The sequence below is a fragment of the Roseomonas sp. KE0001 genome, from assembly GCF_016107285.1.
Taxonomy (GTDB): domain Bacteria; phylum Pseudomonadota; class Alphaproteobacteria; order Acetobacterales; family Acetobacteraceae; genus Pseudoroseomonas.
The window spans coordinates 25,714-47,617 of sequence record NZ_RCVQ01000014.1; the positions used below are offsets into that span (position 1 = coordinate 25,714).

The following is a 21,904-nucleotide window of genomic DNA, read 5'->3' on the forward strand; positions in this document are numbered from 1 at the left end:
CCTCAGGCCAGCACGTTGGAGTGGCGGCCGTACAGCAGCTCGTCCACGCCCTCGGCGTGGATGTCGCCACCCGCGTCCACGCGCAGGCGGAACTGGGCCAGGTTCTGGGTCGCGTGGCCCCAGACCTGCAGGCCGCCCTTCTCGCAGTCGAAGCGGCTGTAGTGGCCGGGGCAGTTCAGGGTGCGGTCGTCGGCCTGGTAGAACATGGGGTAGCCCTTGTGTGGGCAGAGGTTCGAGAAGGCGACGACGTCGCCGTCCGGGCCGACGCCACCTTCGACCCGCGTGCCGAGCTTGATGAGCACGCCCGTGCTGTCGGCGTCCGGGTAGCTGATGTCCATGGGCTCGTTGACCTTCAGGTCGCGCATGTTGCCCAGCCTGCTGACCGGGTACGCCACGCGCGCCAGGGCCGGTGTCGCCTTGGCGGGCGCCTGCGGCACCGTGGAGGCCGCCGCCGCGCCAGCCACCGCCAGCGCCCCCCGTCCCAGGAAGAAGCGGCGGCCGCTCTCCGTAAGCTTGTTGCAACCCGACATTTCCGTCTCCCCGCTCTCAGGCGACGACAGCATTGCAGCGGGCGTGCCAACGGCGCCCGTGACGGCGGTGGCTTACGGTGCCTTGGAAATCAGGATGTTGACGGAGGATTGCTGTCACCGGACCGTCACCGGAGTCCAGGAAGCTGGACTTGGCGCCGTCCGGGTCCAGAAGGCTGGACTTTGCGCCCCCGCTCGCAAGGCAAGAACGAAAGGCATCCTGGACCGTTGCGGCGCCTACGTGACATCGTGGTCGGGGCCTCGCCCGACGCCGCACGTCGTGTGTAGTATTGCGCCCCTTCTGCTATCAGTGATGCATCCCATGGCCAGAACATCAACGGCACTGACAGAGCGCGTCGGCGTTCAGGAAGTGAACCTCATCTTCACCAAGCGCCTGAAGTGGTTCTTCCGCGAGCAGACGATCAGCGACTTTGGTGTCGATGCGGAAGTCGAGATTGTTGACGAAGAGGGAGAGCCAACGGGACAGCTGATTGCGCTTCAGGTTAAGTCGGGCACCTCTTTCTTCCAGCACAAGGATGCAGAGGGGTACACGTTCTACGGTGAGCCTCGCCACCTCGAGTACTGGCTGCGGCACTCCCTCCCAGTGTTTCTGATCCTCCACAATCCAGAAACCGGCCTCACCCTCTGGCAACGTGTTGAACGCCATCTGACAAGGCAGACAAAGAAGGGCTGGGCCATCCACATCCCTTCTCGGAACGTGCTGGATGAGAAGGCGAAGCCCGCCCTCGCCAGCGGGATCGGCACGGACCGTGCGTCGATCAAGCGTTATCGCTTCGCGGCCGACAAAGCAGACATGGAGGAATACCGAGACAAGGAAGTCTTCTTCAGTTTCGACTTCTGGGTCAACAAGACCCTGGGTCTTCGCAAGATAGACGTTTACTACGGGAGTTATGAAAAGAGCCAACCGGATTCCCAAATTGGTGTCTGGGGTACAACTCACACACCTCACGGAGTCATGAACCACTTCTTCCCGTGGCTCACCTACCAGTACGCCAAGCTCATCCCTGCGGAAGAACAGTCCAACGAGATCGAGACCCACATCGTGCAGGTGGAACTGAACGAGGCGGCGAAGCAGTTCCTCGCCGTGGAAGCCTTCTTCGAGGATCCAGATGATCCTGAGCCGCCAGAGGAACCGGAGAGGGATGACGAAGACGAGTGCGACGAAGAAGACTACAATGAATGGGCGTTCAGACGAGCCATGGAACGTGATTAGCCCTGAGCGCTTGTTTCGGAGCCTGGTGTAAGCGCTGCTGCCTGTCAGTTTGGGCGAACCACCGTCCGCTCAGGCTTCATCCGATCACCGCAAACCCAGCTTCCGGATCTTCTCGAACAGCGTCGAGCGGCCGACGCCGAGGATGCCCGCCGCGACCTCCACCTCGCCGGACGCGGCGGCGAGCGCGGCGGAGACCGCCCGCCGCTCGGCGTCCGTGACCGCCTCGGCCAGCGTCCCGACCGCCGCCACGGGGCTGGCGCCGTTGGACGCGGTGCCCCCCAGGAGGTCGTCGACACCGACCCAGGGCCCGTCCGCCAAGGCGGCGGCCCGCTCAACCCTGTTGCGGAGCTCGCGGGCGTTGCCGCGCCAGTCCGCTTCCTCCAAGGCGCGCTCCGCCCGGCTGTCCAAGCCCCGGATGCCGCGGGCCGAAGCCAGGGATGCGTTGGCAAGGAATTGGCGCGCCAGCGGCACGATGTCGTCGCGGCGCATGCGGAGCGGCGGGATCTCGATGCGGATCACGTCGAGCCGGTAGAGCAAATCCTCGCGGAAGCGGCCGTCGCGCACAAGCTGGTCCAGGTCGGCGTTGGTCGCCGCGACGACGCGCGCGTGGAACGCCAGCGTGCCGGAGCCGCCCACGCGGGTGTACTCGCGCCCTTCGAGCAACCGCAGGAGCTTGGCCTGCAGCCCGGGCGCCAGCTCGGCGACCTCGTCCAGGAACAGCGTGCCTGCCCCTGCCCTTTCGGCGCAGCCGATCCGTCGCATGGCGGCGCCGGTGAAGGCACCGCGCTCGTGGCCAAAGACTTCGCTCTCCGCCAGCTCGGCCGGGATGGCCGCGCAGTTCACCGCGACGAAGGGCGCCGCCGCACGTGGGGACAGGCGGTGCAGGAGCTTGGCCGCCACCTCCTTGCCGGTGCCGGTCTCGCCGAGCAGCAGGACCGGGCAGTCGCTGGGCGCCGCCCGGCGCACCGTCGCCTCGATCCGGCGGATGGCGGCCGAGACGCCCAGGGTAGCGTCTGCCGCGGGCACCACGCGCCGGGCCATCAGGGCACCAACGCGGCCGAGGAGGTCCTGGATCTCGACGGGCTTCACCAGGAAGTCGTCGGCGCCCGCCTTCATGAGCCGGATGGCCTGGTCGACGCCAGCGTAGGCCGTCATCACCAGCACGGGCGTCCCGGCGAGACGGCTGCGTTGGGACAGGAAGAGCTCCTCCCCGGAGCCGTCCGGCAGGTGCAGGTCGGACAGCAGCAGGTCGGGCACCCGCCGCTCCAGCGAGGCAGCGGCCTCGACGGCGCCGGTCGCGACCTCGACGCCGTACCCCTCGATGCGCAGGCGCTGGGCCATGGTGCCCGCCGTCGTCGGGTCGTCCTCGACGAGGAGGATCTGGCCTCGTTCAGCTGGCATGGGCGACCTCCTTGGCGTGGGAGGGGACCGGCAGCTCGGCGACCAGCCGCGTTCCCCGCGGTGTCGGCTCGCGCGTGATCCGTCCCCCCTGGCTGCGCGCCAGCCGGGCGGCGGTCCAGAGGCCGAGCCCGCCACCAGAAGGTGGTGGGCCGTCCGGGTCCGCGAGGAGGCTTTCGGCTTCGGCGGGTAGGCCGGTGCCGACATCGCTCACCTCGATGACCGCGCCGCCCTGGCTGAGTCCCTGCGCGCGGAAGCCGAGGACGCCTTGCGGCGGCGAGGCGGCGGCCGCGTTGAGGAGCAGGTTCAGCGCGATCTGCCGGGCCAGCGTCCGGTCGACGCGCACGCCGTCCGGCAGGTCGTTGCGCCAGTCGAGGGTCAGGCCACGGCGTGACACCTCGTGGCGGATGAGCAGCCGCAGGTCCTCGAAGTCCTGAGCCGCGAGTGGTGCCTCGCCCGGCCCCGTCTTCCAGGATGACAGCCCTGCGCGGACCACCTTGCGTATGTCGTCCAGGCCCCGCCTGAGCAGGCCGACGGCCTCCTCGCGGATGTCGCGCCTGTCGCCGTACTCGGAGAGGGTGTCCACCGCCGTCATCAGGCCGCCGAGCGGGTTGTTCACCTCGTGGGCCATGGCCGCCGTCAGGCGCCCAAGCTGGGCGCGGCCCTCCTCCCGGGCCAGCCGCCCGGCCATGAGGTCCCGCTCCGCTATGGCGGCCACGGCGCCGTTCCAGGCGTTCACCAGGGCCAGATGCTCAGGGCCGGATCCCGCCTGCGCATCCAAGGGCTCGGGGAGCCGCCCCTGGGTGGCCTCGAGGAGCCGTTGGCGGAGCCGCTCGGTCGGCAGCAGGATGCGCCGGACCAGCAGCGCGCCCGCGGCGGCGAAAAGCGCCGCGATGCCGATGTTCGCCAGGACCAGCGTCCTGACCACCGCGTCCCGCTCCGCCAGCAGCGCACCGATGTCGGCCTTGGCCACCAGCCGACCGACCGGCACGCCACCTTCCAGCAGGACCCGCGCCACGACAGCCCGCCCGGCCCGCTCGTCGATGGCGGGCGACCCCGAGGCGATGGCCTGGTCAGCCGGGCCAGACAGAGACCGCGGCAGCGCGGCGCCGGTACGCAGCACCCGCGGGCTCGAGGATGCCAGGACCGAGCCGTCTGGCAGGACCACAACCGACAGGGTGGGCCGGAGGGCTTCGTACTGCCCGCTGGCACGGTCCAGGGCGTCGAACGCCTCCCAGACGTCGGCCCGCACGGCGGCTGGCTGGACAGCTGTCGCCAGCCCGTCGAGGAAGGCCGCCCCCAGGGCCGCCAGGTGGCGCCCCTGGTCCGCCTCCATACGCGCCAGCACCGCCTGCCCGGTGACGGTGGCCACGCCAGCCACCAATGCCGCCACCGTCAAGGGAACGGTGAGCAGCAGCGGCCAACGTCGTGGGTCCAGCTGAGCCCGGAGCCGCCGCGGTCCCGCACGCCTCATGCCCGGCTCTCCAGGTCTTGGGACATCGCGCGGATGCCGTCGTAGAGGCCGGGGCTCCCGGGCATGAAGCCGTCCAGGCGGAGCGCGCGGAGGATCTCGGTGCCCGCCGGGGAACCCGCCATCGCCAGCAGGGCCGCCTCGATGCCGCGAGCCGCGGCGCCCTGCCGCGACACGGTGAGGCAGCAGACCGGCGGGAAGCCCTGCCATGCGGAGCGGGCGACAACGTCAGTCGTCGAGGTGAGCCCAGGCTCCGTCTCGGCCATGGTCTCCCAGACGTAGCCGTCGACGGACCCGCTTTCCGCCAGGCCGCTGCTCACGGCCCGGACCACGTTCCGGTGGCCGTAGGCGAAGAAGGTGGCGCCAAAAAACGTCGCCGGGGACTGGTGCTCGCCCGCGAGGAGCCAACGGGTTGTCAGGCACCCGGAGTTGCTGTCCGGGTCGGAGAAGGCGTGGCTGCGGCCCCGGAGGTCCGCGAGCGACCTCGCCCGCAGGCTGGGGTCCGCGATGAGGTAGGACTGGTAGAGTGGGCGCCCGCGGTGCACCGGCACGGCGAGAACCGACAGCCTGTCGGCGTGCCGCACGTAGGGGAAGCCGCAGATCCAGGCGGCGTCGAGCTGCCCCGTGAGAAGGAGCGCGACAACCTCCTGGTAGGTCCGGCGCTTCACGAGCTCAACAGGGGTACCGAGCGCCGCCGCCATCTGGCTGGACAGCGCCCGCAGCAGGGCAAGGTCGGATTCGAGGAAGACTGGGGTGAGGCCGAAGCGGACCGGGGCCAGAGAGGTCGCACGGGCCCTGCGCGGCCCGGCCAGGGCCACGGCGGCCAGGACGGCCCTTCGGCCTGCGGGGCACGCTGGAGCCATTCGTTCCACCCCCAGGCGACCCACTTACGGGTTCTACCTGCAGCCCTGCATTCGGCGCTCCTTTCGCCGGATTGTCACGTGCTTTGCGAGCGGGGCGTCAGACGGGGGCGTGACGTGCCACGAGGCTCTTGGGGAGCAGGAAGGTCAGGAGGGCGCAGGCGGCGAGCATCGCGGCCGACCCCCAGAGGCATCCTTCCAGACCGGCGTACTGCGTCAGCACGCCCGACAGCAGGATCCCGCCCAGCCGTCCGGCCGCGTTGGCAGCGTAGTAGAAGCCGACGTCCTCGGCGGCCTTCTCGGACCCGGCGTAAGCCAGGATCAGGTAGGAGTGCAGTGAGGAATTCACAGCGAAGGCGAAGCCGAAGATGGCCAATCCGGCGACCACCACGAGGTCGGGGCGCCCGACCGCGCCCGTCGCCAGCACGATGCCGAGCACGACGGGGATGGCCGCGAGCGCCGTCCCCCAGAGCCGCGCCTCCGGCACCTCGCGGGATAGCCCGTCCGGGCTGCGGCGGACCACCTGCGGCGCCAGGCCCTGCACGCCGCCGTAGCCGATCGTCCAGGCGGCCAGGAAGGTCGAGACGCCGACGTAGTTCCAGCCCTGGCCATACAGGAACACCGGCAGGCCCACGACGAACCAGACGTCGCGGGAGCCGAACATGAAGACGCGGGCAGCCGCGAGCAGGTTGACGCCGCGGTTCTTGGCGAAGAGTTCCCTGAAGCTCCTGGACGCCTTGGCCCTGCCCAGCTCCCGGGGGAGCGACAGCAGCACGCCCACCAGGGCCACCACCAGCAACGCCACCAGCGCCCAGAGCGCCGGACGGAAGCCCGCGGCCTGGAGCAGGAAGCCCCCAAGGAAGAAGCCGAAGCCCTTCATGGCGTTCTTGGAGCCGGTGAACCAGGCGACCCAGCGGAACAACTGACCGGCGCCCTGCTGCGAGGACGCCTTGATGGCCGACTTCGAGGCCGTCTTGGTCAGGTCCTTGGCCACGCCGGAGATGCCCTGGGCGCAAACGACCCAAGCCACAGATGCCGCGGCGCTCCAGGCCGGGTCGAGCGCCGACAGCATCAGCAGGCCGCCGATCTGCAGCGTCAGGCCAATGGCCAGCATCCGCGGGATGCCGAACTTCGCGGCCAGCCACCCGCCCCCGAGGTTGGCGAAGATGCCCGCCGCCTCGTAGAGCAGGAACAGGAAGGCCAGTGTGAAGGGGGTGTAGCCGAGCTGGTAGAAGTGCAGCAGCACCAGCATCCGCAACGCCCCATCGGTGAGCGTGAAGCCCCAGTAGGCGCCGGTCACGATGATGTAGTTGCGGACGGCCGACATCAGACGCCGCGCTCCCCGACGATGCAGGCGAGGTCGACCATCCGGCAGGCGTAGCCCATCTCGTTGTCGTACCAGGCGTAGACCTTGAGCATGGTGCCGTCGGTCACCAGCGTGCTGGGCGCGTCGACGATGGCGCTGCGGGTGTCGTTGGCGTAGTCGGCGGAGACCAGCGGGCGCTCCTCGTAGCCGAGGATGCCCGCCAGCGGCCCGGCGGCGGCGTCGCGGAACAGGGCGTTCACCTCCTCCGCCGTGGTCTCCCGCCGCAGCTCGAAGACGGCGTCCGTCAGCGAGGCGTTCAGCACCGGCGCCCGGACGGCGTGGCCGTTCAGCCGCCCCTTGAGTTCCGGGTAGATGAGCGCGATCGCCGTGGCGCTGCCGGTGGTGGTCGGCTGCAGGGACAGCATGGCCGACCGGGCGCGCCGCAGGTCCTTGTGCGGGGCGTCCACCACGACGTTGGTGTTAGTCGGGTCGTGGATGGTGGTGATCTGGCCGTGCCGGATGCCGATGGCCTCGTGGACCACCTTCACCACCGGCGCCAGGCAGTTCGTCGTGCAGGAGGCCGCCGTCAGCAGGCGGTGCCGCGCCGGGTCGTACTCGTGGTCGTTGACGCCCACCACGATGTTCAGGGCGGCCGCCGCCGGATCCTTCACCGGCGCCGCCACGATGACGCGCTTCACACCGCGGTCGAAGTACGCCTGGAGCTGCTCCTGCTTGAGGAACTTGCCCGTGCATTCCAGGACGACATCGCAGCCAAGGTCGCCCCAGGCGACGCCGCCCGGTGCCGTGGCGGCGCTGAAGCCGACGCGCCGGTCGCCAAGGCGCAGCGCGTCGCCGCCGTCCGCCGCGATCCGCTCGCGCCACCGCCCGTGGATGGTGTCGAACTCCAGCAGGTGCGCCGTGGCCTCGACGCCACCCTTGAGCTCGTTGACGTGGACCACGTCCAAACGGTTGCCCGCGCGCGGGTCGTCCACCTCGCGGAGGACGCCACCCATGGCGGCGCGCAGGGCCAGGCGGCCGATGCGGCCCATGCCGTTGATTCCGACGCGCATGTCAGCGCTCCCTTGCGACGGTGAGAGGGGATTCGCCGAGGTCGTCCACGCGGTGGCGCAGGGACAGCCGGTCGAGCGCGTCCACCTTGAGATTGGTGAGGATGCCGAGGCGACGGTGCAGGCTGGCGTAGAGCTCGTTGACCATCAGCTGGCGGTCCGGAGACCCGGCCTCGTAGCGGCCGGGGCCGGGCAGCGGCCATGACGCCGTGATGGCCTGCCCGCCGAAGTCGGGGCAGTGCTGGCCCTGGAGCTCGTCGCAGAGGGTGATGACGAAATCCATCCTCGGCGCGTCCGGCCCCTGGAACTCGCGGTAGGACTTGCTGCGCACCGCGGAGACGTCGTGGCCGAGGCTCTCCAGCTTGCGCAGGACTTCCGCCATTGGCCGCGCCGCCGGATCGGAGCCCGCCGAGTAGGCGCGGAAGCGGCCGCCGCCGAGCTTGTTCAGGATGGCCTCGGCCATGACCGAGCGGGCCGAGTTCCGGGTGCACAGGAACAGCACGTTGAAGGCGGCGACCATGGGGCCGTCCCGCAGGGGTGCTGCCGCCGGTGCCGGAGTCAGGCTGCCGCACAGTTCCGGGCGGCCACCGCAGCAGGTCTCGGTCAGGAAGGTGACGACGTGCCGCAGCCGGTCGATCTGGGCGGCGTAGATGAGGCTGCGCCCCTGCCGCGTGGAGCGGATCAGCCCGACCTGCTCCAGGCCCCTGAGGTGGAAGGACAGCGTGGACGGGACGATGCCGAGCCGCTCCGCCAGGACGCCCGCTGGCAACCCGTCCGGCCCGGCGTCCAGCAGGGTGCGGAGCAGGTCGAGGCGGGAACCCTGGCCGAGGGCGGAGAACACGGACGCGGCTTCGGTGGCTTCCATGCTGTCGCCATAGTCGAACGGCGCGGCCGTGTCCCCCGCGGGCCGCGGCCCGGCGCAGCCACCGCCACCGGCGGCCGACGGGCGCCGACCAGCGGCAGGCGGGTCGAGGTCTCGGGGGTCACGGCCGCGCATCGCCCTTAGCCCGCCGGGCGCCGGTCCATGATGACGCGGTTGCGCACCGCGTCCTGGATGGCGCGGAGCCGCTCCGCCGGTAACGGCACGAGCCCGATGCGGGCCAGGTAGCCTTCCCGGCCCAGGGCGTGATCAGAGGCGTACTCGGCGAGGAATTCCTTGAGGCCGGGCACGCGGTCGATGTTCGGCCGCTTCACGTACAGGAACAGCGGGCGGGAGAGCGGGTACTGGCCAGAGGCGATGGTCTCCACCGTGTCGTCGACCCCGCCGACCATCGAACCCTCGATGCGGTCGCGGGCGGCCTCCAGGAAGCTGAACCCGAAGATGCCCAGGGTGCCGTCGGCGCCGTTCGCGATTTTGGCCACGATGGCATGATCGTCCTCACCGGCGTCGGTCCAGCGGCCGTCCTCGCGCACCGTGGAGCAGACCCGGGTCCGCTCGGCGGCTTCCTCGATGGCCTGGACCTCCGGTGCCGTGCGGCACGCGGGGATCATCGCCAGTTCGGTGAAGCTGTCGCGCGTGCCCGAGGTCGGCGGCGGGCCGATGACGCGGATCGGCCAGTCCGGCAGCTCCGGCGAGATCTGGCGCCACGAGGTGTAGGGGTTCGGCACGAGCCGCCCGTCCCGCGGCACCTGCTTGGCAACGCCGAGCCAGAGCTGAGCCAGCGTGAAGTTCGGCGAGGCGAGGCCCTTCCGGTGGGCGACGACGATGCCGTCGTAGCCGATGGGGATCTCCATGATCTCGTTGACGCCGTTCCGCACGCACAGGGCGAACTCGCCCGCGTTGATGCGGCGCGAGGCGTCCTGCACGTCCGGGTTGCCGAGGCCGTTGCTGCGGCAGAACTGGGCGAAGCCGTGCACCGTGCCGGTGCTGGCCACCCGGACCCGCTCCCCGCCCGCTGCCTTACCGACCGCCTCGGCGACGGCCCGGCTGAACGGGGCCACCGTGGAGCTGCCGGTGACCTGGGTGACCTCTCGGGTCTCGGCCTGCGCGGGCGCGGCCACCCCGAGGAAAGCCGCCGCGGTCCCCGCCAGCGCGAGCAGCCTACCCGCCCGCGGCACCAAGGCCCCTGCCCGGTTTGGCTTCGTGGTCCCGGCCGCTGTGGCGCCGGACGTCGGCTTCGACGACATCGCCGTGAACTCCTGCTTCGCGCATATCGAACGTCGGTTCGATATTTGTGGAAACGTCGTATCATCTCGCCAAGAAGCTGTCTGTTTCAGTTCCGTGAACTCTCCCCGTCGGGGGAGGGGCATTTGATGCCAGTTGATGGCGGGCGTACGGCGCATCAGCGAAGCCCTGGCGGGCTGCCAGCCGTCCTGCCCGCGCCTGGCGGAAGCCGGATGGGAGCCTCCGCGCAGCCAACGACGTGCGCGGAACCCAGAGCGGTCAACCCTGTTTCTCGGCCTGCCGCCGCACCTCGTCGCTGGCCGACTAAGGCATGCCGAACCGGCGGCGCGCGGTCCCCCTGGAATCTATTCAAGATTCGGAGCCGATTCCGCTCGCGGAATCAGTCGGTTACGGGGCTCTTCCCCTACGGATCGCGCGGAACTTCACTACGGATCGCGCCGGAATGGCTTCCCTGGACGCAGTGACGCCGACGCGGCGGCGCCGGTGGCCGATTGACCCTGCGCATTTACCGTGGAGCTCCACGCCCTGTGGGGCGGCGCTTGCTGGCCGTGGAGTTCCACGGTATTCGCGTTGCCCCTTGGCACCGTCGAGGTCCGCCGAGAAACAAGGATTGGGCGCTGCATGGGCACGCCACCGATAGCAGAACGCGACAAGGAACTGCTGCGGCTGCTGCGGTCCGAGTTCGGGTTCGACCTCGAAGGCTGGCTGCGGGCGCACGGCGCCAAGCTGTACTCGGACGCTCTCAGGAGCGTCCTGCACGCGTACTCGCGCGGCCCCGTCGCGGCCAGCGGCGGGTCGGAGCCGATAGGCGAGGCCGCCAGGCAAAGATTTCTCCGGTCGCGCCAGCGCCACGAGGACGATTGGCTGCTGCGCCACGTGCTGGACCCGGTTTCCCCTGACTGCCTGCTTCCTCCGGACCGGGCGAAAGCGCTGCGCGCCCGGCTGCTGGCCAAGCTCCGCGACCGGGCGCGGATCGCCCGTGGCCCTGTCCTGACGGTCCGCGTTTCCGAGGAGACGGCCCTCGGGCTGGACGAGATCGGCCGCAGGCTGTTCGGGTGCACGAGCCGCTCGGAGACGGTGAAGGCGATGGCCCGGGTCGCGACCACGCACCTGAGGTCATCAGAAGGAAAACGGGATGGGTCGGGCGCCGGGTAACCGGGGCTGCCCGCCGCCACGCCGTCGGGGAAAGGACAACCACCATGGGCCGCCGCACGACGCCGAGGCGTGAGAGGATGGCCGCCATGCTGCTCCAGCAGGAGGTCGGCGACGATTGCTTCGCGTGGCTGGCCAAAGCTGGCGTGGCGATGCGGCACCCGGGCGTGCTGAGGCGCGTCGGGCAGTACCGGGAGGCTGGGGGGCCGGAACCCATCCTGGCCTTCCCGCCCGAGGCGACCGACGAAGAGCACAACGCGCTCGCAGATTCATTCCCGGTGCGCCGCACGGCGTGGCGCGCAGCACGTGGCGCCGCGCAGGCGGATTGGCTGACCCGGCACGTGCTGAATCCGCACTCGCCCGACTTGCTGGTGACCGAGAAGTTCGCCGTGGCCACGCGGGCGCGGCTGCTGGCGAAGCTGCGTGACGAGGTGCGCCGGGCAGAGGATTTCCGCACCATCCGAATAGACGCCGAGACTGCCGGATGGCTGGACACGCTGGCCAGTTACAACGGGCTGGGCAGCCGGTCGGCGGCCGTCGAGATGATGGTCCGTGTCGTCATGGAGGCGTCCGGCGGCAAGGCGTCCGCGAAGGATTGACGCCCGGTCATGCGGGCCGTCGCGCGGCCGTCGCCTCCGTCCCGCCGCGCGGCGCCGTTCCTGTGATTGGACCGGCGATCGCGTCGGCGCCACCTTCGCCGCCGCACGCCAGCAAGGCTTGGTCGTTGGTCACCAAGGACGGCGTGCGCGGAAGCAGAAGGAATGCGCATGCCCGGCAAGGACACGACGTTCATCGGCCACACCCCTGCCCCGCTGGCACGCCCGGAGGGACAGCCGCCGGTGGTGCAGGGCGCCGACGGGTCCTGGATGCTGGAGCTGTCGCGGGGCCCCGAGGGCGCGTTCGCTTTCGCCTACGAGCGGGTCGGCGGCATCGTCCGCGTGACCGGCCAAGCGGTGCTGCGGCATCCGGCCGGTCATGTGCTCCAGCCGGTCACCGTCGTTCTGCGCGAGGAGGACGCCGGGAAGCTGGGCGCAGGAATCCTTGGCATCATCGGATCATGAGAGCCGATAGGCGGTCGCGTCGAGACGCGGCGGGCCACAGCCAAATCGGCATAACCCTCTGTGACATTCGCCTGTCGCCGCCCGAGCCAAGCGACTATAGGCTGCCGGGAATTCGCGGATGGCATCCATGGCCGACGACAGCATTGAAACCCCGGCAAAGCCTGGAACCTACCGGCCCGGCGTCGTGATCGGCGCAAGGGTCGCCCTCGCGCACATCACGGAGACTGCTCGAGAGCCCTGCTACGCCATCACCTTCCGGCATCCTCCCCTCTCGGACAGGACGCTCGCGTTCACATCGAGGGGACGCGATCAGCTCATCGATGCGCTCGGCTCCGCACCTGTCGGGCACCTGGTGACCCGGGTGGCGGGCTCGGACATGGCCGCTTTCGATGCGGGGATGGCTGCATTCCAGCAGGCGTCCAGCGGCATGGGATCGGCCGCCAATGCCGGGAACATCAATGACTACGCGACCCGGTCGATGGTCGCCGAGGTGAGCGCCTCGCCGACTTCAAACGATCTCGTCCTCGTCTCTGGACGGCTTCATGAAGGCGGCACCTTCGACATCATCTTGCCGCCGCACGTGGTCCCCGTCCTGATCGGGATGCTGCTCGACTGAGACGCAAGCGAGGCGAGGTGCGGCACCCTCAAGCACGATAGTTCCCAGCGTAATCCTCTGCGGAACGTACGGCCTCGCCCTCTCCACGAGGCGAGCCATCTCGGATGTGGGATCGATCATCGGTTGTCCTCCTGACCTGCCACAACGGAGCAGCGTGCCCCATGTTCGGTCATGGGGGCTGGAAATGGAGCCCTCCAAGCTATCGGCCCGTGCCGATCACCTTACCGCCGCCTGCCCTTAGGCCGCGCCGCATCGAGCAGGCTCCTGCAGCGTTCGAGCGTCCGTTCGTCGACGCACTGTTCCCAGGGCGACCGGCCCAATGCGGGGTGCTTGCCGCGTAGCCACATGTGCGCCCAGTCCGGCTGACCGGGGAAGCGGGCCATCACCTCCGCCTCCAGCCTGCTCCGGCAGCCTGCCACAACGGCGGCAGCCTCCGCCTCCTTGTCGAGGCGGCGCCTCTCGGCTTCCCGGGTCGCCATGATGCGGTCCCGCTCGCCCGCCATCGCCTCGCTGATGCGGTTCCTCGCCTGCCAGTCCAGGGCGAACTGCCCCTCGTCGAGGGGCAGCCCGGTTGCGGCGCTGACCGCATCACAGACCCAGGTCGTGCCCGCATGTTGACCCATCAAGGCGACGGCTCGTGTCATCAGGGTGCCCACGAAGTCCCCTGACTCTTGGCGGCGGCGTTCCGCAGCCTGCCGCGCGAACTCCTCGCGCTCGAGGCGTGCGGCCTCCTGCCGGGCACGCGCCTCGTCCCGGCGCCTCAGCCGCACCGCATCCAGCGGCAGGCCCAGCAAGCCGCCCTCGTACGGACTGGCTTGCGGCTGGACCATCCTCTCGAGCTCATCGAGCCTTCGCATGAGGCGCCCGAAGCCCTCGCCGCCCTCCTCGGCCAGCACACGAGGCACCGCACCGAACTCGGGGACAGCCCTCTCCAGCCAGCCTGCCGTGTCCGCCCAGGGCAGCCCAGCCGCCTTCAGCATGGTGCCCAGCTTGTCCTGGAGTTCACCTTGGCGGCGCCTCGCCTCACTCGCCGCCTCCATCCGCTGCCTGGCTTCCCACCCGACGGTCTGGGCGGCCACCCAGCCCTGGCGGACGCGCATCAGCAGGCCGCGCTCCGCCAGCCAGTCGGCGTAGTCGGCGATGACCTCGTGGGGCGGGCGGAAGCCCGGCACGCGCTCCTGGATGTGCGCGACCAGCTCCGGCTCCCAGTTCCGCCGGATCTGGAACGGCGCCTTGAGCATCTGCCGCTTCTGGAGGGTCCTGAGCGCGGCGTCGCCCGTCACCCAGTGGCCAGCGGCGCCAATGGCGACATGGTCCAGGAACGCCGCCTGCCACGTCTCGGCGACTACCGCGAAGCATCCGTCACCGGGGACGGCCCGGCCGACGAACCCGCCGAAGCCAGCGTCCACGGCCCTGATGCGCCAGCTGGAGTGGCCAGGGCTCACCGGCTCAACCCAGGCGCCCGCGATCTCGTCGGCGATCCGGCCATGGAGCCGCTGCAAGCGCCGCTTCTCGACTGCCGCCCGCTCCGCCGCGATGCGCCGCAGGCGCTCCTCCTCAACGGCGACCTTGGCGTTGTGCAGCCAGTGGCGGGGCGCCGCGCGCAGGACATGCTCGGCGTGCTCGGCACGGGAGGCGTGCCGGGGAACACGGGAGAGGTCTATCTCGACCGCGGGCAGGTTCCGCTCCCGCAGGAGGGCCAGCTTCTCGGGGCCGCAGGGATGGCGGACGTGGAACTCGAGGAGCAGCTCCCTGCCCCGGCCGCGGATGACGGCATCGGGCCGCAGGCCACCCATGTCGACCTCGGCCTCCGCCGCCTCGTAGGGGAAGACGGTGGCGAAGGCGACGTCCTGGCGCAGGCCGTCGACCTCGGCCACCGCGTCCGGCAGGAGGATGTCGCGGGCTTCCAGCACGATCTCCTTGGCCAGCCGGTGCAGGGTGGTTTCCCATGCGCCGACGCAAGCGCGGTCCACGTGGTGGGCGAAGTGGTGGACCTTGATGGCACCCTTGCGGGCCACCAGCCGCTCGCCGCAGCCTGGGCAGCGGCACCGGCACGCCAGCCCCGAGGCCACCTCCGACACGTGGGCCAGGCGGCCATCCTCGGCCAAGCCGTAGGGGAGCCGGGTGCCGTCCCTGTCCAAGTCATGCATCGCGGGAGGCTGGCAGCTGGTTGGTCCGTCCATGGCGCCGGTGAGCTTCGGGGAGGCGGCAGCATAGCATCAACTCGCTGGTTCGGAGCCCCGCCGGACGAGCAGGTCGGCCCCCGCGATGGCTTTGGCTGCCCCGCGGAGGCCATCGTTCAGCCCAACAGCCGACAAGCTGTCCTGCGACTTTGCCAGCCTCGGCATCCCACCGTGGAGGTTCAGATGCGTCGGATCGTAGTGGCGGCAGCAGCCGCAATGACAGCGAGTCTGCTCACGCTGGCGGCGCACAACGCGTCCGCGGCCCCTGCCGCCAGCATCCTGGCTGCCCCGCCAGCCGCTGCCCAGACCGTGCAGTACTGGGACCAGCGGCCGTACGACGGCAACTGGGAGCGGCGCCAGCAGTGGCGGGAGTGGCGCCGGGAGCGGGACGAGGCCCTCATCGCCGAGGCCGCGCGGCGCGAAGCCTGGCGCATCGAGCAGGAACGCGAGCAACGCCGGGCGTGGCGGCACCAGCAAGGTTATGGCCCGCGCTACGAACGCGGTTGGTGATTGGAGGCTAGGAAGCGGCACCTCTAGGGAAGCCGCCCCTTCACCCAGTTGAAGGGCCGAAAAGCGCTGCGCGTACCAGAGCCTCGGTGTCCTCATCGCGCACTGAGATGCGCACCGGCACGTCCCTCGTAAATGGCCGCTTCAGGTTCCGTGCATGCACCTCAACCCGGATCGAGCCGCCGTTTCCGGGGAGGCGGTCGAGCCGCGCCACCACGGCCTGCGTCCATACCCTCGGTTGGACGTGATGGCGGAGAAGCTCGCATTCGAGATCCCATCGCGCCTGCAGGCGTACAGGCGCTCCACCTCGCCAGTAGAAATCCTCCGGATCCCGCGGTTTGGGTTGGCGCGGGAACAAGGAATCCACGGGAACTCGCAACTCCTCCATTGGACTGCGGTAGCCCAAGCCGCTGAGCATCTCGCTACCGTGCAAGCCAGGCATTCCCGGCAGGGGCCCAAGACCGGCATCCCGCATGATCTTCTGCATGCGTTCGTGCTCCGCCAAAGCGGATCCGTATGCGCCGCCCGCCTCGGCAATGCGCATGGCCTCGAGAACTGACATCGTCCTGTTCGGCTTCACAGTGTCCGGGGTCGGCTGGGCCACCTCTCGGTAGATTTTACGCCAGCCGGGGGCTTTGGGCGGCGGCCGGAGCGACGTCGGAACAGGCTGCGCAACAGCATTTGCCTTCCCCGCCGCCTTCTTCTTGGGACCATCATCGAGATCCTTGAGAAGCAGTCCGGCTGTTGCCTCCAGGGATACCCGAACACCTTCTGCGGCAGCGACACCGACGTTCTCCAGGCAGAATTTGAATGATGCGTCGAACTCCGGCCGCTGCCGCTGCTTCGGCAGGTTGTCGATGAGGGCGCGTGCCTCTTCAAGCCAGGTGTCGTACGCGGTGTTGTAGGTGGCGAGCTGCTTCTCCGTCGGCCCAACCCAGTCGAACGGTCCCTCGAGTTCCGCGAGGTCGAAGGGCTGGCCTGCGGCAGGTGTGAACGGATCCTTTTCGTCCGCCTCGGTTGGCCTGGGGAACTCGACCACCCGCGGGTGTCGAGCCTGGAGTTCCGCCAGCAGAGCCTCTACCCGTTCCTCGGCCAGGACCGGGTATCGCACCACATCAAGCGGAACGACCCTAGCTGGGGCATCTTGCAGGCGCACCTCGACCGCGATGGCTGGACCATCGCCCTCCATCTCCTCCAGGCGCCTTTCCAGCTCCTTGATCCGCTTGTCGCGCGTGTCCGGCTCGTCGGGCAGTTGCCAGCCCGGTCGCGTGGTACGCACCACCGGCAGACCGTGGCCCGCCGCCTTTTCGAGAGGCCCGCTGTCGGCGGTGAGGACGGTGCAGTCCTCGCCGATCACGTCGCGGAAGTGCAAGACATCGGCGACGAAGGCATCATCCCCAAGGATGAAGGGAGCCTCCAGGTCAGGCGGCACTGCCCAAGCCCCAGGGCGCGGTGGCGCCATCTCAAGGGTCACCCTTGGATCGGCGGCCCGCAGCTCCACCGGCTGCTTCGTCTCCACCACCTCGGCGATGACAGCCGCGTACTTGCGCGCCCTCTTCTGCGGGCGCCCCTGTAGCTCGAACTTCTTCTTGTCAAGTTCCCGAGCGGTGTTGCGGCAGATCACCAATCTGATGTGGTCGTCCCCAGTGATCTGCGCCCACGGGATAGCTGCCGGATCTTGGTGGTGCAGGAAGAAGTTGGTGTCGGGGAAGACGATCATGGGCGAGCTCCGGCGGCAGCGTCCGGCGACTGGAAGCCGCAACTGCGCTGCCATGGAATCTGCCTCGTTTCTCGGCTGCGATCCAGCCGGTGTTTCACGTTTCAGAAGGCTCGTCAGCGGGATCAGCAAGGCGCCACGCCCGCCACGACGCACGTCGTGATGGTGGGGGCTCCCGGGTTTGAATCCTTGTTGTATTGTTGACGGAGCACGCCGCCGGGCGCCGCTGCCCGCCGGTGGGCAGGCCCGCGCGCGGCGGGACCGGATGTAACCATGCGCTTCGTGGCCGACGGCCCTGACATCCCCGACGCCGTCCGGCGCGCCCTGGAGGACGAGGAACTGGTCCTGTTCTGCGGAGCAGGTGTGTCCATGTCCACCGGGCCCGGCGTCGCCGGAATGCCTTCCTTCAGCCAACTGGTGAACAGCGTCACGGGGGCGCTGCGGCAGGTCCTAAATGACCAGGAGCAGGCTGCCCTCACGGGGTACCAGTACGATCGCGCCCTACACCTGCTGGAGCAGCGCCTGGGCCGAAACCGGGTGCGGCAGGCGGTTGTCGACGTGCTGACGGTCACGGCGCCGTTCGAACGCCACAAGGCGGTGCTCGAGTTGGCCCGGCTGCGGGACGGCGGCTTCCGCATGGTGACCACCAACTTCGACCCGCAGTTCGACCATGCTGCCAAGGCCCTGGGCTACGAGGTCACCAACGACGTCGCGCCCATGCTGCCCGTGCCGAAGCAGCACCGTTGGCGCAGCGTCGCCTACCTTCACGGCAAGATCGCACCCGGCGCCACGGGCGAGCACACGTCGGTGCAGTCACTGGTCTACACCACCGGCGACTTCGGGCTGGCATACCTCACCGAGCGCTGGGCCAGTCGGTTCGTCACCGACCTGTTCACCAAGTACCCGGTGCTGTTCGTGGGATACAGCGTCGACGACCCGGTGATGCGCTACCTGATGGACGCCTTCGCCGCCGAGCGTCAGCTTGCTGGGTCATCAGCCAAACCGTCGCCACGAGCCTGGGCATTCGCGCCCTACCAGGATCCGACGGCCATGGCCCAGGAGGAGGAGGCGTGGCGCGCGAAGGGCGTCGAGCCCATCCCGTACGCGGCGCCCAATCACGACCACTCGCTGCTCTACGACACCCTCGCCGAGTGGGGGCAGCGGAAGAAGTTCGGGCTCACGGCACGCATCCGTGCGGCCGAGCGGGCCTCCGACATCATCCCGGTCCCCCCCTACTCCGTCGATCACGAGGTGGAGGCGGTGCGCTGGGCGCTGGAGGAACCGGCTGCCGTTCTCAGCTTCGCCAAGGCCGAGGTGCCTGCCCCGATCCAATGGCTGCCGGTGCTCGAGGAGTGGCAACTCCTCGGCGTGCGCGCAAGCCTCCCCGCGACGGGTGCGTCGGTGTCCCAGACCCCCCAGGACGTGGCGGCACGCTGGGTCTCGCCAACCCACTTCCAGCTGATGGTCTGGCTGACGCGGCACCTGGACAAGCCGGAGCTGCTCGACTGGGTGCTGAAAGGTGGCAGCCCTCACCCCGCCCTGCAGACGGCGATCTTGGACCGCTTGGATGAACCCGCCGCCGCGCCGGGTGCCGTCGCGAAGCCGAACGAGAAACCGCATCTCGACACCGGGTTGGAGGCGGCCTGGCGCCTGGTCGCGCATCCTATGGCCCGCGCGCCCATGGCGGACCTCGCGGACGTTCATGCGTGCTGGACGCGCCTCAAGGGCGGGGCGGACGACCATGTCACCCGGCAGGACTTCACGCGGATGATGGCCCCTATCCCACGGATCAAGCGCACCCATCCGTTTTTCGAGCCGAGTGTGTCGCCTCCTGGAGGAACCGCCTCCTTCCGTCTGCCAACGGCTGGAGACCACGTCGCCATCGACATCGAGCTGGCCTGCGGCGACATGCTCGAATCCCTGCTCGAGGCAGTCCGGGGCCGGACGGCCTTTCTCGCGGCGGTGGCGGATGACCTGACCAGCCAGCTGAAGCGCGCGCTCGACCTGTTTGCCCTGGTGGGGCAGGCGGGCGAAACCAGCGATCCGCTCCCTGTCATGTACCGCCCGGTCCGACCCGGCCCCGAGGCCCGTGGTTACGAGGACTGGACGCGGTTGATCGACGTGACGCGGGATTCGATGGAGGCGTTGAGGGAAACGAACGCCCAGGCGGCGGATGCCCTTCTGCTCCGCTGGCGGGCGCTCCCTTACGTCCTGTTTCAGAGGATGGCTCTCGATGCCTACGCAGTCTGAAGCGCGCTTGGCGGCAGGTCTCGACTACCTGCTGTCCGGCGACATCCTGTGGTCAAGGCGTCACGAACCGGAAAGCATGCGCCTCCTGGGGCGGCTCTGGCGGGAACTGCCCGAGGAAAGCGCCGCCCGGCTGGCCGGGAGGGCTGTCGCCGGTCCACCAGATGTCGAGGATGCCGACCGGCGGGCGTGGCAGCTCGCCTCGAGGCTGGCCGAGATGCGCGACGCGGGCGACAGACCGCTGCCGCCCGAAGCATCCGCTCTCCTTGCGGCCTACGAGGCGGCGCACGGCCCCGTGGAAGCGCCGTCGTCGGTGAGGCTCGGGTTCGAGTTCGAACGCCTGGGCGTGCCTGATCGCGCGGGCGTGTCGGAGAGGGAGATGCGCGCGCTGAAGCTGGAGGAGCTCGTCTCGCTCCTGCAAGAGCCCGCCGTCCGCCAGCACCGCGCCTTCGACGACACGCGAGAATCCCTGATGGCGCTCTGGGGCGAGGTGGTTCCGTCACGGCCAAAGGCGGCTGCGAGGGTGCTCGAGCAGCTCGCGGCCCGGGGGATTTGGCCGGGTGACACCTGGCAGGCCACGCTGGTTGCCTTCAGCGGGATGAAGCGGGGTTGTGCCAAGGCCGCCCTGTTCCGCCGAATGGCTCCCCTCCTGCTCCAGGCGCCGGACTCGTTCCTCCAGAACCGGGAAGTCGCCTGGGCCATCGGGTACTGGCTTCCGGGAGCCACGCGAGTAACCGCAGCGGATCCGGCCGACCTTTTCTGGCAGCTCTGGGACCGGCTGGCTCCGATCTTCTTCGCGCTACCTGTCTCTCTCGGCCCGGATACCAGCCCCCTGGACGCCGCGATCAACGAGCCGCCGGGGCGCCTGACCGAGGCGCTCCTGCACCGCTTCTTTGCCTACCAACCGAAAGTGGGCCAGGGCATTCCGGCGGAGGCGGAACTACGCCTGCGTCAGGTGACGTCCGGCGGCGGGGACGGCTTTCTGCTTGGACGCGTGATCCTGGCGCGCCACCTGACCGCCCTGTTCATGACACAGCAGGACTGGGCGCAGCAGCACTTGGTCCCGAAGTTCAGCTGGACGGTACCCCGCGAGGCCGCGGCCCTGTGGAAGGGCTTCATCGCCGGGGGTTCCATTCACCCCAAGGTCTTGTCGGCGCTCAAGGACGATCTCCTGGATACGCTGCGCCATCACGACAGCGAGGTGCACCGCTCGAAGGAGCAGCTCTGGTCGCTTTTGGTGATGGCGTGCATCGAGGTTCCCGGTCTCATCGAGGCAAAGGAAGCCCAATCCCTGCTCCGGTCGGCAGATCCGGAGGCACGCCGCCACGCCGCGTTCCAGTTGTACCGCATGATGCCGGATGACGCGGCGAAGGCGGCGGCTTTCTGGGAAGCCCGACTTGGCCCCTGGATCGACGAAGCCTGGCCCAAGGATGTCGGCCTGCGCGACGCGGGCAGTTCCGAAAACCTCGCACTGGCGGCAGCCGCTAGCGGGGAGGCTTTCCCGCTGGCCGTGGACCTGATCGCGGGCACGGTGGTCCGGTGCAACCAGCACTTCCGCCTTGTCCACAACTTGGCCGAGAACGACCTCCCCGAGCGGTTCCCAAATGACGTTCTGAAGCTACTCGACGCGATTACAGATGGCTTGGGGAACTCCTGGGATGGGCTGGGGCTACGCCGCCTGCTGAGACGCGTCTTGGACGCCAATCCGGATCTGAGCACGGATCCCCGGTACACTCAGCTGGACGCGAACCTGCGCCGACAGGGTGGTTGAGGCGGCACCCTGCGGCGACGCCATGAGAAGGCCATGTGGCAGCCCATGTGCAACCTTGCTGCCCACAGGCGCGGGGCGCCACCGGATCGGAGTTTTGCCGCACCGCGGTTTTCGCTGGATGAGCCGCTGTTCACGATCCGCGGAGCGACATGCCGCATCCGAATGACGATGGGCGCCCAGGTACATGCCTTTTGGGGCCGTTTTGAGAGTCTGCGCCCCGGCCGGTGGTCGGCGCACGGTCTCTGGAATGGCGTACTCGGCGCCCACTGCTAGGCATCTGATCCTACGAGATTTCGGGCATGGCCGTCGGTAGCCAGCGACACCGAACGCGTCGTGTCGGCCCGCGACGCCATGAATGTTGCAAGGAAAACCACAAGGATTCAGGGCGATAGATCGGCTTGCGGGAGGGATTGTCACCCGGTCTCAAGGCAGCTGGTGATGCCTCCTTTGCTGGCAAATCACACCGACGCATGCCTATTGCGCCGGGCGAGATGTTCCGCTTCTGTTCTGGGCATGACGACCGCCCTTCCCTTCCCTGAGGCGACTGAACCGGGTCCCCCTGGCCCGGCGGGGTACGTCGGCGGGCGCGAAAACGGGCACTGGGTCGTCATCCCCGCGCCCGCATAGGGCGCCCGGCGGCCCCTCCCGCGGGCCGCCATCAA

General features: G+C 69.4%; 18 protein-coding genes. 8 read left to right on the forward strand and 10 right to left on the reverse strand.

Going from position 1 to position 21,904, the window contains the following annotated elements; all coding sequences use genetic code 11:
- Window positions 1–2: 2 nt before the first annotated feature.
- Window positions 3–530 carry an arsenate reductase (azurin) small subunit gene (locus tag D9598_RS19170; protein WP_099095885.1) on the reverse strand — a complete coding sequence of 176 codons (528 nt, stop codon included), beginning with the start codon at window positions 528–530 and terminating at the stop codon, window positions 3–5.
- A gap of 319 nt (window positions 531–849) precedes the next feature.
- Here D9598_RS19170 and D9598_RS19175 point away from each other — a divergent pair, with 319 nt between their 5' ends.
- On the forward strand, window positions 850–1,761 hold the full coding sequence (locus D9598_RS19175; protein ID WP_176559831.1) for a DUF4365 domain-containing protein: 912 nt from the start codon (window positions 850–852) through the stop codon (window positions 1,759–1,761).
- Between the two features lie 84 nt (window positions 1,762–1,845).
- On the opposite strand, the gene D9598_RS19180 is transcribed toward D9598_RS19175, so the two are convergent.
- From D9598_RS19180 to D9598_RS19210, 7 genes are all read right to left on the reverse strand, one after another.
- On the reverse strand, window positions 1,846–3,162 hold the full coding sequence (locus D9598_RS19180) for a sigma-54 dependent transcriptional regulator (RefSeq protein WP_099095883.1): 1,317 nt from the start codon (window positions 3,160–3,162) through the stop codon (window positions 1,846–1,848).
- A complete protein-coding gene (locus tag D9598_RS19185) occupies window positions 3,152–4,633 on the reverse strand; it encodes an ATP-binding protein (protein ID WP_198368130.1) in 1,482 nt (493 codons plus the stop codon). Before D9598_RS19185 ends, D9598_RS19180 begins: the two co-directional genes overlap by 11 nt.
- On the reverse strand, window positions 4,630–5,448 hold the full coding sequence (locus tag D9598_RS19190) for a PhnD/SsuA/transferrin family substrate-binding protein (protein ID WP_245906461.1): 819 nt from the start codon (window positions 5,446–5,448) through the stop codon (window positions 4,630–4,632). Before D9598_RS19190 ends, D9598_RS19185 begins: the two co-directional genes overlap by 4 nt.
- Before the next feature lie 142 nt (window positions 5,449–5,590).
- On the reverse strand, window positions 5,591–6,817 hold the full coding sequence (arsJ, locus tag D9598_RS19195; protein ID WP_099095880.1) for an organoarsenical effux MFS transporter ArsJ: 1,227 nt from the start codon (window positions 6,815–6,817) through the stop codon (window positions 5,591–5,593).
- Complete coding sequence (locus D9598_RS19200) at window positions 6,817–7,866, reverse strand: ArsJ-associated glyceraldehyde-3-phosphate dehydrogenase (RefSeq protein ID WP_099095879.1); 1,050 nt, start codon at window positions 7,864–7,866, stop codon at window positions 6,817–6,819. Before D9598_RS19200 ends, arsJ begins: the two co-directional genes overlap by 1 nt.
- A 1-nt stretch (window position 7,867) precedes the next feature.
- A complete protein-coding gene (locus tag D9598_RS19205; RefSeq protein ID WP_099095878.1) occupies window positions 7,868–8,728 on the reverse strand; it encodes a metalloregulator ArsR/SmtB family transcription factor in 861 nt (286 codons plus the stop codon).
- 137 nt (window positions 8,729–8,865) lie between these two features.
- A complete protein-coding gene (locus D9598_RS19210) occupies window positions 8,866–9,990 on the reverse strand; it encodes a substrate-binding domain-containing protein (protein WP_109517859.1) in 1,125 nt (374 codons plus the stop codon).
- 619 nt (window positions 9,991–10,609) lie between these two features.
- Here D9598_RS19210 and D9598_RS19215 point away from each other — a divergent pair.
- The 4 genes from D9598_RS19215 (at window position 10,610) to D9598_RS19230 (ending at window position 12,817) form a co-directional block, all read left to right on the forward strand.
- Window positions 10,610–11,143, forward strand: coding sequence for a hypothetical protein (locus tag D9598_RS19215; RefSeq protein ID WP_099095876.1), 534 nt, complete (start codon window positions 10,610–10,612; stop codon window positions 11,141–11,143).
- 86 nt (window positions 11,144–11,229) lie between these two features.
- Complete coding sequence (locus D9598_RS19220; RefSeq protein ID WP_141563146.1) at window positions 11,230–11,739, forward strand: hypothetical protein; 510 nt, start codon at window positions 11,230–11,232, stop codon at window positions 11,737–11,739.
- A gap of 168 nt (window positions 11,740–11,907) precedes the next feature.
- A complete protein-coding gene (locus D9598_RS19225; protein WP_141563145.1) occupies window positions 11,908–12,201 on the forward strand; it encodes a hypothetical protein in 294 nt (97 codons plus the stop codon).
- A gap of 127 nt (window positions 12,202–12,328) precedes the next feature.
- Window positions 12,329–12,817: a hypothetical protein gene (locus D9598_RS19230; protein WP_099095873.1), complete on the forward strand. Its 489-nt coding sequence runs from the start codon at window positions 12,329–12,331 to the stop codon at window positions 12,815–12,817.
- A 221-nt stretch (window positions 12,818–13,038) separates the two neighbouring features.
- Here D9598_RS19230 and D9598_RS19235 read toward each other — a convergent pair whose 3' ends face one another.
- Entirely contained in the window at window positions 13,039–14,967 is a 1,929-nt protein-coding gene (locus D9598_RS19235; RefSeq protein WP_099095872.1) for a competence protein CoiA family protein, read from the reverse strand.
- Between the two features lie 249 nt (window positions 14,968–15,216).
- On the opposite strand from D9598_RS19235, the gene D9598_RS19240 reads away from it, so the two are divergent.
- Complete coding sequence (locus tag D9598_RS19240; protein ID WP_099095871.1) at window positions 15,217–15,510, forward strand: hypothetical protein; 294 nt, start codon at window positions 15,217–15,219, stop codon at window positions 15,508–15,510.
- Between the two features lie 40 nt (window positions 15,511–15,550).
- Here the strand turns inward: D9598_RS19240 and D9598_RS19245 are convergent, their stop codons facing one another.
- Window positions 15,551–17,227 (reverse strand): hypothetical protein, encoded by a 1,677-nt coding sequence (locus D9598_RS19245; protein WP_099095870.1) that lies wholly within the window; start codon window positions 17,225–17,227, stop codon window positions 15,551–15,553.
- A 270-nt stretch (window positions 17,228–17,497) separates the two neighbouring features.
- Between D9598_RS19245 and D9598_RS19250 the strand changes: the two genes are divergently transcribed.
- Both D9598_RS19250 and D9598_RS19255 read left to right on the forward strand, forming a co-directional pair.
- Window positions 17,498–19,474, forward strand: a complete 1,977-nt coding sequence (locus D9598_RS19250; RefSeq protein ID WP_198368132.1) for an SIR2 family protein — start codon at window positions 17,498–17,500, stop codon at window positions 19,472–19,474.
- Window positions 19,458–21,242, forward strand: coding sequence for a hypothetical protein (locus D9598_RS19255; RefSeq protein WP_109517857.1), 1,785 nt, complete (start codon window positions 19,458–19,460; stop codon window positions 21,240–21,242). Before D9598_RS19250 ends, D9598_RS19255 begins: the two co-directional genes overlap by 17 nt.
- Window positions 21,243–21,904: the final 662 nt, after the last annotated feature.